Source organism: Yinghuangia sp. YIM S09857, from assembly GCF_051388915.1.
In the GTDB taxonomy this organism is placed as follows: domain Bacteria; phylum Actinomycetota; class Actinomycetes; order Streptomycetales; family Streptomycetaceae; genus Yinghuangia.
This window is the reverse complement of record NZ_JBPKBH010000019.1, coordinates 79,614-92,310: the sequence shown is the minus strand read 5'-3', so window position 1 is coordinate 92,310 and position 12,697 is coordinate 79,614. Positions and strand designations below refer to the sequence as shown.

Genomic DNA, 12,697 nt, shown 5'->3' with positions numbered 1-12,697 from the left:
CCGAACCTGACGGTTCGGGGCCGAGGCGTGCGAGCAGTGATCGGCGGGAATCCCCTGACTCGTAGGGCCTGACGGACCGGTCAGCCCAGGCCGCAGAGCGCGCGGGCGGCCGCTCCCTCGACGGCCAGGCCGACTTCGTGCGCGTGCCGTCGCCCCGAGATGACCAGGGAGAAGTCCAGCGCGGATCCGCACACCACGTCCGTGCTGCTCGTGGGTCCCCACGACCAGCGGTCTCCGGAGGGGGTGACGAGGTCGACGCGGATTCCGCGGTCGGTCAGGGGGATATGGGGCAGCGCGAAGCACGACGTGTCCGCGAACTCCTGGGGCGCCTGGTGGAGGTGCCGTACGGATTCAGGCCGTTCGCCCAGGGCGTCGCCGATGTCCCGGAGGTGCACCCAGGTCTCCATCAGCCGCAGGGCCACCGCGATTTCCGGGGCGACGTCGGAGCCGTACCAGGGGATGAGGGCTTCCACCCGCGCGCTCCGGTAGGCGTCCAGCAGCGCATCGCGTGCCCGGTGGAACCAGTCCGCGATCTGCTCGGACGTCAGGTGCTTGGTCTGCTGTCGCAGATGGCCGGGGAACCAGGGCTGAACCGCCTGGTCGAGTTCGGCGAGGCGGCGGAAGGCGCAGGAGTCGGTGAGTGCGACACGCGCCGCCTCGTCGAAGCGGGCCAAGTGCGCGATATGGTCGCGGACCATCCACCCCGGTACGGCCGTGGGGGCCTGCCATTCCAGTTCGTCGAGCGAATCGATCAGGCGGAACGCGGCGTCGCTCTCGACCACCAGTTCGCTGTGGGTCCGGAGGAGTCGTCGCTGCGTCAGGGTTGTGACCGCCATGGGGTCCCTCCACTCCTGGCTGTGTGGCAAACCGCCGCGCCGACGAACGGCGCCCGGAGCCCATGGGCATAGTGATTACTATATGGTCTTGTCGCGATCTGTACAGGGGGAGCCGTGGCGAACGTGCGAGGGCCCGGTCGGGACGTCCCGACCGGGCCCTCGTGTTCGGCTGTGCGACGTCAGCCGGCTCCGCCGCGCAGCTTCGCCAGGTCGATCAGCCCGGTCTGGAGCGCGCCGAAGAAGCCGCCGTCGGTGGTGAGCGACTCGCCGTTGACGATGCTTGAGCGGGGGCTGTTGAGGAAGACCATCGGCCACGCCTGCTCTTCCGCGGACGACTGGCGAGCCACGGGACCGAGGAACGCGTCCATGGTGGCCTGGCCGGCGAACTCGACGAAGTGCGGCATCATGGCCGTGCTCGTGGGGCCGGGGTTGATGCAGTTGAGGCGGATGCCCTGACCGATCAGAGTGGCGGCACGATAGGCCGTCCAGGCGTTCAGGGTGCGCTTGGAAAACGCATAGGCGTCCATGCCGATTTCCTCGGCATGCTCCTCGCACCACTGGCGGCTGGTGTCGTAGTCCTTCGCGGTCACGAGTTCCATGAGCTGAGGCAGTTGCTGCTGCCACCCCATGCCGGCGTTCGACGCCACGACGACGATGCCGGAGCCCGCGGGCATGGTCGGTACCAGGGACTCGACGAGGTAGCGCTGTCCCGCGAAGTTCACCAGCAGGACGTCCAGCGTGCTGAACGGCGGGCCGGGCAGTCCGGCGCAGCCGAAGAACGCGTCCACAGGCCGGTCGATCTGCCCGACCGCGGTGTCGATCGACGTGCGGTCGCGCAGGTCGACCTGGACGGAACGGGCGCCGGGGAGTTCGCTCGGCCTGATGTCCAACGCCGTGACGTCCGCGCCGAGTTCGGCGAGCACCTTGGCCGTGGCCGCGCCCATCCCGGAGGCGGCGCCGGTCACCACCACGTGGCGGTCGCGGTAGCCCAGAGGGTCGTTCATATGTCTCTCCCGATGAACTGGTGGCGCGTCGACGCGGCCACGTTTGTGTATCTGGTGGGGGGCGCGGTCAGTGCGCCGATTCGCGGAGCGCGAGGAGTTCGTCGGCGCTCTGCGTGCGGGGGCCACCCGGCGGGTGCATCACCAACTCGTTGACGGCGATGCCCGGTTGGTCGAGTGAGGCGCGGATGTGCGCGGCGATGGCGGCGCCTACCTGGTCGCAGTCCATGAAGTTCTGCGGCATGGTGGCGTGGGCGACCCACAGCGGGAAGAGCTCGCCGATGAGGGCGGCGTCGAAGTCGCGCGAGAAGTCCGTGCCGAGGGTGTCGCCCACCTCGATGCGGGAGAAGCGGTGCTCCGGGTGCTCCAGACGCCAGCTCAGGATGGTCTGGTCCAGCGCGGCTTTCGCGGCCGCATACGCGCCGACGCCGTGGTACGGCCGCCCGACGCTGCGCGAGGACAGGAAGGCGACGAGCCCTCCGTCGGCCAGGCTCGGCAGAACAGCGCCCGTCACCAGGCTGGGGCCGACGACGTTGGTGGCGAACACCTCCTGCCAGGACTGCCCCGACGTGTCGCTGATGCGTGCCAGCGGGGACATGCCGACGGCGTGGACGACGGCGTCCACGGAGCCGCCGAGCGCTTCGACGGCGTCCGCGGCCACGCGCTCGCACGACGCGGCGTCACTGAGATCGGCGGCCAGCGCCGTGCCGCTTCCGGCCTTGGCGACCACCTCGTCCAGCAGTGCCGCCCGGCGTCCGACGACGACGAGGTCCGTGCCGTGTTCGGCGAGGGCGAGGGCGATGCTGCGGCCGATCCCGGAAGATGCGCCCAGAACCAGCGCCTTGCGGCGCGGGTGGGCAGGCGGGGTGTCCATCGCGTTCTCCATTCGTGGGAGCGCCGCCCGTCAGGCGGGGCGCGGGATGATCGGCAGGTGGCTCAGCCCGCGGACGTTGGCCTGGACGCGGCGAACCGCCCGAGACCCGTCGACGGCGTAGTCCGGGAAGCGGGCCAGTAGTTCTTGCAGGGCAATACGCGTCTCCAACCGCGCCAGCGCCGCACCCAGGCACGCGTGGATGCCGAAGCCGAAGCCGACCTGACGGCGGATCTGGCGGCCGATGTCGAGCGCCTCGGGGTCGTCGTAGACGCGGTCGTCGTGTGACGCGGCCGCGGTGAGCAGCATGACTTTCTCCCCGGCCGGGATGGTCACTCCGTGCAGTTCGACGTCGCGGGTCGTGGTGCGCCCTTGGAGGTGGGACGGCGGATCCCAGCGCAGGAACTCCTCCACCGCGTTCTTGGCCAGCGCGGGGTCTTCGGCCAGGCGACGGCGCTGGTCGGGATACCAGAACAAGCCGACCAGGGCATTGGGGATCAGCTTGGCGACGGTCTCGTGGCCGGCGAGCCCCATCTCCATGAAGCGGTACGCGACTTCGTCGTCGGTGAGGAACCGGTGTTCCCCGGTCGTCTCGTCGACGACCTCGGACTGGAGGAGCAGGGTGATCACGTCGTCGCGGGGGTTGGTCCGGCGTTCCCGCACCAGTCCGAGGTAGAGCTCGATCAACTTGATGGCGGCCGCCGACTGCGCCCCCGCGGCCTCCGGGTCGTCAGGGTCGGGGACCGCGATGACCTGGTTGCTGAAGACGTTGACGTCGCGCCGGAACTCCTCGGGGATGCCGAGGAGTTCGCTGATGACGTCCAGCGGCAGCCGGATGGCGAAGTCCTCCACGGCGTCGAACTCGCCCCGTTCGGCGAACTCGTCCAGGAGGCCGGCGGCCTTGTTCCGCACGAACGGTTCGAGCGCGGCGAGGCGGCGAGGAGTGAACGCCCCGTTGACCAGCTTGCGGTGCCACCGGTGTCCGGGCTCGTCCATGACGATCAGGAAGGGCAGGCCGGCGTCGCTGCCCTCCAGCGTCACCCCGCCCGCGCTGCTGAACGTCTCCGGGTCTGTGTGTGCCGCACAGACGTCCGCGTGCCGGGACAGCGCCCAGAACCCCAGTTCCTCGTTGCGGTAGACCGGCGCGGAATCACGCAGTTCCTTGTACACCGGGTAGGGGTTGTGGGCGGTTTCCCAGTCGTACGGGCTGTACTTGACCATGTCTGCTTGCTCCTTCGGCACCTGGCATGCGCAACGCGTCGATGCCGAAAGGCTCCGGCAGGCTCTTTCACGGGGCATCGCGCTCGACGCCCAGAGGCGTGGCAAATATGTATACTTTATCCGACTGAGCTCTGGAGCTCGATGCAGTCCAGAGCAAGGTGTAGAAAGTATGCACTTTTAGAAGGCGCGAGTCACGCGCTTCCGGCAGCAGAATTCAGGAGGTGACGGCCGCATGAGCGACGCCGTGATCGTCGAAGCCGTGCGCACGCCGATCGGACGCGCGTTCAAAGGGGCGCTGTCCGAGGTCGACGCCTTCGCGCTCGCCCGCGTGGCCGTGGGCGGCCTGCTCCTGCGCGGAGAACTCCCCGAGGCCCATATCGACGACATCGTCATTGCCGAGTCGATGCAGGGGGGCGGCGTGATCGCCCGCCATACCGCCGTGACGCTCGGACTGGAACGCGCCCCCGGCCTGGCGGTGAACCGGCACTGCGCCGCGGGACTGGCGGCCGTGCAGCACGCCGCCGCCTCGATCATCGCCGGAATGGACCGTGTGGTGATCGCCGGGGGCACCGAGAGCCTGAGCACCACGCCCACCATGCGCAAGCGAGGCCCTGGGCGCCAGGACCAAGGGGCCTGGATGCCGGAGAGCCACCCTGACACTGCCGAGGCCCCCGCGTTCGACATGTCCATCACGGTGGGGGAGAACACCGCGCGCGAGGCCGGGCTGACGCGGCGCGACGTCGACGAGTGGGCCGCGTACAGCCACCGCCAGGCCGTTGCCTCGATGGACGCGGGCTGGTTCGACGGCGAAATCGTCCCCGTCCCGGTGGTCGTCGACGGCGCATCGACCTCCTACCTGGACCACGACGAGCAGCCGCGCCGGGACACCGGGGTCGAGAAGCTCGCGGAACTACGCGTGGTGCACCCGGAAATCCCCGGCGCCACCGTCACCGCCGGTAATGCCGCCGGCCTCAACGACGGCGCGGCCGCGCTCCTTGTCGTCGCCTCCGACTACGCCGAAGCCCATGGCATCACCCCGCTGGCGCGCGTACGTTCCTGGGGGGTGGCCGCCCTGCCGCCGACGCGCACGGGCTTCGCCCCGGTCCCAGCCATCCAGACCGCCCTTGCCCGCGGAGCCCTGTCGATCGACGACGTCGACCTGTGGGAGATCAACGAGGCCTTCTGCGCGGTACCGGTCGCGGTGACCCGGGAGTTGAAGATCGATCCCGCCTTCGTCAACGTCAACGGCAGCGGATGCAGCCTCGGCCACCCGATCGCCGCCACCGGGGCCAGAATGATCGTCACCATGCTCGGCGAGATGCGCCGCCGCGACGTCGCGCTGGGATGCGTGTCGATGTGCGCGGGCGGCGGCATGGGGTCGGCTCTGGTGCTCGAACGCGTGTGACGTGCGTCTCGGCAACCGACGGGCCTGCCGCAGCACGGGCGTTGTGGCAGGCCGACCGCCCCCACGATCGGTATATTGAATCCACGTTCGCGAGGCAGACATGAGCGGACTACCACGCAGCGACGACGCGGGCGAGGGTCAGGCGTCCGAGCAGAGGAGACCCACCATCCGCGCGCAACGTCGAGTCCCCAAGGAACCCGGCAGCTCCTCGATCAACCGCCCGAGCAGCGGTGATCAGGTGGCCGACCACGTCCGCAGGCTGATCTGGAACGGCAAGCTCCGCAACGGCGACCACCTGCGGCAGGACGACCTCGCCAACGAACTCGGGGTCAGCCGCATCCCGGTGCGCGAGGCGCTGATCGCGCTGGAGCGCGAGGGCTGGGTGAGCCTGGAGCTGCATCGCGGCGCGTTCATCCGAGGTCTGGACGAGACCGCGGTCGGCGACCACTACGCCTTCCTCGGCGCGCTCTACGCGCTGACGGCCCGGCGGGTCACCGAGCGGGCCGAGGACTCCGCGATCGAGGCGCTGGAGCAGGCGCAGATCTTCGCGGTCGCGGCGAACTCGGTCGAGGATTTCTCGTTCCACAACGACCTCTTCCTGCGGCAGTTCTTCGCCGCCGCCAACTCGCCGCGGCTGCTGTCGATCTCGCGCATGATGTCCGGTGTGGTGCCCGGCAGCTACTTCGCGATGGTTCCCGCCGGACGGCAGATCCAGCAGGACGCCCTGGTGGCAGTGGTGGAGGCCCTGAGCCGCCGCGACGGGGACGCGGCGGCCGTCGTCTTCGAGGAGGCGATGGCCGAGCACGGCCGTGCTGTCGTCGAGGTCATGCGCGAGCACCGCGGCACGCCGGCCGAGCCCGACGAGCCGACCCCCACACGCGCGGGCAAGGGCAAGCGCACGTAGCCTGCTGCGGCGAACGGCTTCCCCTCACGGACTTCTCACGGAACGGACGGCACGTGGCTGTGGCTCGGCGGGCATCTGCCAAGAACGACGACTCGACCCGCGAAAAGGTCGTGGACGCTGCGATCGCGTGCATCCTCGACAAGGGCTTCTACCGCGCGTCCTCGAACGAGATCGCGCGCCGTGCCGGCGTCTCCTGGGGTGTCATCCAGCACCACTTCGGCAACCGCGAATCGCTCATGGTCGCCGCGCTGCGTGCCGGCGCGACACGCCTCGAAGTCATCGTCGAAGGGGCGGACGTCGACGGCGACACTCTTGAGGAGAGGTTGACCCGGTACTGGGAGATGATCAACTCCTACTACGGCCGCCCCGAGTACCTGGTGCACTTGGAGATCACGCTCAACCTGCTGCGCGACCCCGCGGTCTCACAGGAGGCCACGCAGACGATCGTCGACACCAACAAGCGGCTGCAACAGCGCTTTCTCGACCACGAGCTCACCGTCGTCCGTGACCCCGCGGCGGTCAGCCCCGGCTACCTCTTCCACGCATTGCGCGGTCTCGCGATCAGCCACGCGACCTTCGAGGGGACGGTCCCGCTCGCGGTGGCCATGAAGGTGGACACCGGCCGCCGTGAGGAGCAGGCGCGAAGCCTGATCCAGGCGGTTGCGGCGCAGATCGACGGCGCGAAAACGAAGACGAAGACGAAGAAGAGGTAGCCGCCCGCACCCGAGCAGAACGGAACCCCAGGGCCGACGTCGGCGTGACGAGCCGTCGGCAGCAGTCGAAGGGTCGGATGCGCGGCCAGGTCGCTGCGAACGCGACTCCAAGGTGCATGCCGACGTGGATGGCCTCGTTGCACATTCATGAGGCTCGGCGGGTTACGCAATGGCTGGCAGTGCAGGCACGCCTGGGCGACCAAGCGCCCCTCGTCTGCCGCATCCCAGAACACCGCCGAGGCGTCGGTGACACGTGTGCCAGCCCTCGCAGAATCGGATAGTAGGCGCTATGTCTCTGGTCCGGCAAGGGGTCGGCGGCAAACAACTGAACGTTCAAGGCGGTTCGCTGAGCAAGGATTCAGATTCTTGCGATCCGGTATTGCCCCTCAAGTCAAACGAATACATTATGCATGCACGCCTCGGTGGGTTCGGCAATCGCCGCGGCGCACGGGTTGTTCGCCCACCCCTGCGGTGCCCGAACGCCCGGGCACAGGGCTACCCGAGTGTGCTGCGGACCGTGCGCGCGGCACGCATGTCCAGTCCATCGCAGGAGCACAAACCTGCCCGGCAGATGCGGACCATCCTCATGCCGATCCGACGCACAGACCCCACGGAAGCCGATCCCGTCAGAATCGCCGAGCCGAACCGCCAAGGAAATCCGCCGCCCGCACGCGCCAGCAGGACACCGCGCCGCCGACTCCGCGGCCTCGCCGCGGGAGCGGTCGCACTGCTGCTTGCCCTTGCCGCGTGCGGCGACGGCGACGACACGAAGCCGACCGGCGGGCAGTCGTTCGGCACCGAAGGGCCCCGCATGGGCGGATCGCTGAGCATGGCGCTCGTCGCCGACTCCCGCGGGCTCGACCCGTTCACCGCCTCGTTGTCCAGCGCCACCGACTACAGCCGCATGAACGCGCTCTACGACCAGTTGCTGTGGGTTGAGCCGGGGGGAACCACCGCCCACCCGAAGATCGCGGAGGCGTTCACCACTCCGGACGGCGGCAAGACGTGGGTCCTCAAGGTCAGGCCCGGAGTCACGTTCTCCGACGGGACACCGTACGACGCGGCCGCCGTGAAGTTCACGTGGGACCGGCACGCCGACCCGGCCGCGCGTTCACCGTACGCGACGTCCATGCGCGGCGTCTCCGCCGTCGTCGAGGACCCGCTGACCCTGCGCATCACCCTCGACCAGCCCAACACCCGCTTCGACCAGATCGTCGCCGCCCAACTGGGCTATGTCGTCTCGCCCACGGCGTACCGCGCGGATCCCCAGGGCTTCGGCCACAAGCCGGTCGGCGCCGGGCCGTTCGTGCTGAAGGAGTGGGTGCAGGGGAGCAAGCAGACCTACGTCCGCAACCCGTCCTACTGGCAGCAGGGCAAGCCCCGCCTGGACGAGCTCGTCATCCGCGTGTCGGCGGACCAGCAGCAGTCCTTCAACTCGGTGTCCAACGGCAGCCTCGACTTCGTGACCACGGTCGACGACGTCACTGGCAGCAAGGCCGCAGCCGACGGCTTCGACGTGCAGACGGTAGTCGTCAACGGCTCGACGGGTGTGCAGTTCAACTCCGCCAAGGCCCCGTTCGACGATCCGCGGGCCCGGCGGGCGCTCTCGCTGGCGATATCCCGGGACGACTTCAACAAGGTCGTGTACGACGGTGCCGCCAACCCGGCGGACGGACTGTTCGCCGAGAAATCGCCGCTGATCGACCACGCCGCCGTGCCCAAGATGGACGCCGACCGGGCCGAGGCGGAGCGGCTGGCACGCCAACTCGCAGACGAGGGCAAGCCGATCGACTTCACGCTGACGCTGCCGCAGAGCCCCCTGGCGGCCAAGACCGGCGAATACCTCCAGGCGCAGTGGAACGCCCTGCCCGGCGTCGCCGTGCGCGTCGAGTCCGTGGCCATCTCCGCGCTGTCGCTCAAGGTCCTCATCGGCCACGACTACCAGGCGGTCTACTACGGCATCCCCACCGCGTCCGGCGAGCCGAACTTCTGGAACACCCTATTGACCGGCTCACCCAACAACCACCTCGGATTCTCCTCGGCCGCCGTGGACGCCGCGCTGCGCGACAGCCGCGCATCGGGCAACGCCGAGGAACTCAAGGCGGCGTACACGCGGTTGGCCCAGGCGGTTGCCGCCGACGTGCCCCTCATGCCGCTGATCGACCAGACCACGTACTCCTACGCCAAGCCCGGCCGGCTCGCGGGGTTCCGGTTCGCGGACAACGGCTCCATCCTTCTGGAGGAACTGGGGCTCAAGAGCTGACCGGCAGCAGTCGAGCCGCCTTCTCTCCACAAAGCATGGACGCCCGCCGTCCGCCGGTCCCCACGAGCGGACGGCGGGCCGCGCTTCCCGGCTGCGGCCGGGCAGCCGGCCCCGCGTCCGCGTCCTTCGACGCCGGGCGACAGTCAGCCCACATGATTGGTGACGGCGGCGACGACACCGCCGTCGACCAGGAGATCGGCCCCGGAGATGAAGGAGGCCGTCGGGCCGAGCAGGAACTCCGCCGCGGCGGCGATGTCGGCGGCAGTGCCGACCCGCTGGGCATTGGACGCCTCGATCATGCTCCGCATGGCGGCCCCGTTCTCGCCCTCAAGCTCGGCCTGGCCCATCGGCGTCGCGACGATGCCGGGGCTGATCGAGTTGACCCGCGCCTGCTTGGCGGCCCAGGCCCCACTGACCGCCCGCACCCGCAGCAGGTTGGCCCGCTTCGCGAAGCCGTATGCGGCACCGCTGTTCGGGAAGTTGGCCTCAGCGCACACGGGCAGGGACAGCAACTCGTCCGCCGGGCTCGTCGCGAGCTGTCGGGCCTGCTCGGCGGGGAACGCGGGGAACAGGTGGCCGGCCATGCTGGCGACGACCACCGCCGCCCCACCCGGCGCGACGACGTCGCCGAACTCGTCCAGGACCAGCGCGACGCCCAGCAGGTCGACCGCGAGGACCGCCGAGACCGGTGCCTGTACCGGCGACAGGCCGGCCGTGTGCGCTATCGCGTGCACCGGGCCCAATGACGCCGCCAGGTCGGCGAGTTCGGCGACCGACGAGCGCGACGCGACGTCGACCGTGCGGGCGGTCACCCGGTAGCCGTCCGCTTCGAGCCGTCCGGCGACGGCGTTCACGACGTTCTCGTCGCGGTCGGCGACGAGCAACCGCGTGCCGGGGCCCAGGCGTTTCGCGATGGCCTGCCCCATGCCACCGGCTCCGATGACGACGACCACTTGCTGCGTCACGCGTGCCCCTTCCGATTCGGCTTTCCGGGCTCATTAAACAACATCTGTTGGTTATCCAACATATGTTGGGCCGCTAGCCTTGCAGCATGACCGCACCGCGCCCGCTGGACCGTCGTGTCCACCGCACCCGCACGGCGCTGCGTGCCGCGCTCCTCGACCTGGTCGCCGAGCGTCCGCTGGGCGACCTCACGGTCTCCGACGTCACCAAGCTCGCCGACGTCAACCGCTCCACCTTCTACGAGCACTACAACGACGTTCACGACCTGGCCGCCGACGCCTGCTCCTGGGCGTTCGATGAACTCATAGCCGCCGCACCTGTGTTGCTGCCCGGCGACGACCAGGGTGAGCGACGGCGGGCCCGGGCGGAACTGGCCGCCGTCTTCGCGCACATCGCTGCGCGCGCCGATCTCTATCGCGCGCTGCTCGGCCCTGACGGCAGTGCCCGGGTGATCAACCATCTGCACCGGCGACTGACCATCGCGATTCATGTCAACCTCGCCCGGCCCGGCAACGGCACTCATGCGGCGGACCCCGAATCGATCCCCCATGACCCCGCGGCGTCCTACCTCGCCGGCGCACTGCTCGGCACCGCTGCCGACTGGCTTCACCACAACTGCCCGGGCACCCCCGAAGAATTGGTCGACACGCTTCACTCCCGGCTGCCCCAAGCGGCGTCACCAAGTCCAAGCTGGTGAAGGGACGGTGTGCTCGGTCGTCACAGACGCGGCGCGGTGCGCGACGCCCAATCGGTCAAGGCCTCCCACAGCCTTAGACGGTCTGGCGCGAGATTTTGCCGGTGCCCGGACCCCGCGAGGACGAACGCTTCGACTGATCGGGCCCGGGGGTACTCATGGGCGCCGGCACGTGCGTTGACGAGACGATCGTGCTCGCCGTTCCCGAGGAACACCGGAATCCGTACGCGCCGAGCCTCGTGGGCGACGTTGCCGGGCAGCAACGCCAGCAACCCGCCGACTCCGAGCAATGGGGTCGTGCAGTCGGCGATTGCCCTGTCCAGCGCCGAACTCTCCGACGCCGACCGGGCAGGGGACGTGCCCGCGCCCAGATTCGGGTACGCGCTGCCGAACATGGACCCGGTGAGCCGCGCGAGCACGTCGTCGCCCGGGCGCTTTCCCGCGGCGGCCACGAGGTCGGGGGGGAGCTTCTCGGGTAGGCCTGCCGTGGTGAATCCCAGCAGAGCGAGAGCCGAGTAGCGGGGAAATTCGGCGTGCTGGCGGAGCGTCAGCACGGCCCCCATCGAATGGCCCACACCCACGGCGCGCGGCTGAGCCGGCAGCGCCAACTGGGTGCGCACGACGTCGACAAGGCGCCGGAACGCACAGTCGTTCGCCTGGACAACTTGCCCCAGGGTCGGCGGCGGGGCACCCGGCGGGAGATCGGATTCGCCGGTGCCGAGGTGGTCGACGGTGAGCACGGGGAAGCCGCGGCGTGCCGCGTACAGCGCGAAGCTGTAGGACTCGTCGCCGCCCGGCCGGAGGTCCCAGTACTTGCGGGACAGGCCGCCGCCCGGCAGGCAGCACAGTACGGGGAGCCCGGAGGAGCGCAGGGGGACGAACACGTCTCCCACAACGTGGAGGCCCGACGGGCGCAAGGCAGGGCTGTCGAGCTCGATGACATGTCGGGTGTGGACTACTTCGAACGGTGCCATCAAGCAGGTGCTCCTTCGGACTTCGCGGTCCGTGCCGCGTCTGAGCCGCCCGGGAACGGGCAGCGGGGCGCGTGAACCGAGCGGCGCACGGCCGCGGCCCAGCGCGCGGCCCGGGCGCCGGTGACCTCCAGGCCGGTTTGTTCACCGGTGCGCCGACCGGTGACGACCAGGCAGAAGTCCGTGGCCGACCCGGATACGACGTCAGCCACGCCGGGCGGCCCCCACAGCCATGTGCCGTTGCCGGGAGACATCAGCTCCACGCGGACGTCGCTGCCGCTCGAACCGTTCAGTTCAACGAGGTTCCGGACGGCCAGGTCCGCGATGCGTCGCAGCCGGCGACCCGGCTGACGCTGTCCGCCGACGGTGTCGACGATGTCCTGCACGTGCGTCCAGGTCTCCACCAGCCGTGCGCTCAGGACCGCGGCGGGATCGGCCGCCCCGCCGTACCACGGCATAACCGTCTCGTCCGTTGCCGAGCAGAAGGCATCGAGGAGTCGGTCCCGGGCGCGCGTGAACCAACGGTGCGCCTCCAAGGGGCGCATGTGGCGCAGTTCCCGCGCGAGCGCGTCCGGGCAACCGGACCCCCGGCGACGGTCCTCACGCTGTATCCGCGACGACGCGGGCGGGTCGACGAACGCAAGCCGGGCGACTTCGTCGAATCGGGCGAGGTGGAGGACGTGGTCGCGAACGGACCATCCGCCGGCGGTCGGCAGCAGCCAGTCGTCCGGCGACAGCCCGTGCAGGACCGCGAAGGCTTCGGCGGACTCGGCGGTCAGGTCGTCCAGGGCCGCGGCCAGGCGGCCCGTGGGTTCGTGGTCGGTGTTCGACGCCAAGGCTGCCTCCTGGGCATGG

Annotated in this window: 12 protein-coding genes; 5 read left to right on the top strand and 7 right to left on the bottom strand. The window is 69.8% G+C overall.

Going from position 1 to position 12,697, the window contains the following annotated elements; all coding sequences use genetic code 11:
- Positions 1-80: 80 nt before the first annotated feature.
- From ACRX5S_RS31400 to ACRX5S_RS31385, 4 genes are all read right to left on the bottom strand, one after another.
- The gene (locus ACRX5S_RS31400; protein ID WP_436776549.1) at positions 81-836 is read right to left on the bottom strand and encodes a maleylpyruvate isomerase family mycothiol-dependent enzyme; all 756 of its coding nucleotides are present in this window, start codon (positions 834-836) and stop codon (positions 81-83) included.
- Positions 837-1,015: 179 nt separating this feature from the next.
- A complete protein-coding gene (locus ACRX5S_RS31395) occupies positions 1,016-1,840 on the bottom strand; it encodes an SDR family oxidoreductase (protein ID WP_436776548.1) in 825 nt (274 codons plus the stop codon).
- A gap of 67 nt (positions 1,841-1,907) precedes the next feature.
- Positions 1,908-2,711, bottom strand: a complete 804-nt coding sequence (locus ACRX5S_RS31390; protein WP_436776547.1) for an SDR family oxidoreductase — start codon at positions 2,709-2,711, stop codon at positions 1,908-1,910.
- Positions 2,712-2,741: 30 nt separating this feature from the next.
- Positions 2,742-3,929 carry a cytochrome P450 gene (locus ACRX5S_RS31385; protein ID WP_436776546.1) on the bottom strand — a complete coding sequence of 396 codons (1,188 nt, stop codon included), beginning with the start codon at positions 3,927-3,929 and terminating at the stop codon, positions 2,742-2,744.
- Between the two features lie 232 nt (positions 3,930-4,161).
- On the opposite strand from ACRX5S_RS31385, the gene ACRX5S_RS31380 reads away from it, so the two are divergent.
- From ACRX5S_RS31380 to ACRX5S_RS31365, 4 genes are all read left to right on the top strand, one after another.
- Positions 4,162-5,334 carry a thiolase family protein gene (locus ACRX5S_RS31380; protein ID WP_436776545.1) on the top strand — a complete coding sequence of 391 codons (1,173 nt, stop codon included), beginning with the start codon at positions 4,162-4,164 and terminating at the stop codon, positions 5,332-5,334.
- 100 nt (positions 5,335-5,434) lie between these two features.
- The gene (locus tag ACRX5S_RS31375; protein ID WP_436776544.1) at positions 5,435-6,238 is read left to right on the top strand and encodes a GntR family transcriptional regulator; all 804 of its coding nucleotides are present in this window, start codon (positions 5,435-5,437) and stop codon (positions 6,236-6,238) included.
- A gap of 53 nt (positions 6,239-6,291) precedes the next feature.
- Entirely contained in the window at positions 6,292-6,951 is a 660-nt protein-coding gene (locus tag ACRX5S_RS31370; protein ID WP_436776543.1) for a TetR/AcrR family transcriptional regulator, read from the top strand.
- A 532-nt stretch (positions 6,952-7,483) separates the two neighbouring features.
- Positions 7,484-9,214, top strand: coding sequence for an ABC transporter substrate-binding protein (locus tag ACRX5S_RS31365; RefSeq protein WP_436776542.1), 1,731 nt, complete (start codon positions 7,484-7,486; stop codon positions 9,212-9,214).
- Between the two features lie 143 nt (positions 9,215-9,357).
- On the opposite strand, the gene ACRX5S_RS31360 is transcribed toward ACRX5S_RS31365, so the two are convergent.
- Complete coding sequence (locus ACRX5S_RS31360; RefSeq protein ID WP_436776541.1) at positions 9,358-10,179, bottom strand: SDR family oxidoreductase; 822 nt, start codon at positions 10,177-10,179, stop codon at positions 9,358-9,360.
- An 86-nt stretch (positions 10,180-10,265) separates the two neighbouring features.
- On the opposite strand from ACRX5S_RS31360, the gene ACRX5S_RS31355 reads away from it, so the two are divergent.
- Entirely contained in the window at positions 10,266-10,874 is a 609-nt protein-coding gene (locus ACRX5S_RS31355; RefSeq protein ID WP_436776540.1) for a TetR/AcrR family transcriptional regulator, read from the top strand.
- A 20-nt stretch (positions 10,875-10,894) separates the two neighbouring features.
- Here ACRX5S_RS31355 and ACRX5S_RS31350 read toward each other — a convergent pair whose 3' ends face one another.
- Together ACRX5S_RS31350 and ACRX5S_RS31345 are read right to left on the bottom strand one after the other, a co-directional pair.
- Positions 10,895-11,845, bottom strand: coding sequence for an alpha/beta hydrolase (locus ACRX5S_RS31350; protein WP_436776539.1), 951 nt, complete (start codon positions 11,843-11,845; stop codon positions 10,895-10,897).
- Positions 11,845-12,678: a maleylpyruvate isomerase family mycothiol-dependent enzyme gene (locus tag ACRX5S_RS31345; protein WP_436776538.1), complete on the bottom strand. Its 834-nt coding sequence runs from the start codon at positions 12,676-12,678 to the stop codon at positions 11,845-11,847. Before ACRX5S_RS31345 ends, ACRX5S_RS31350 begins: the two co-directional genes overlap by 1 nt.
- Between the last annotated feature and the right edge of the window lie 19 nt (positions 12,679-12,697).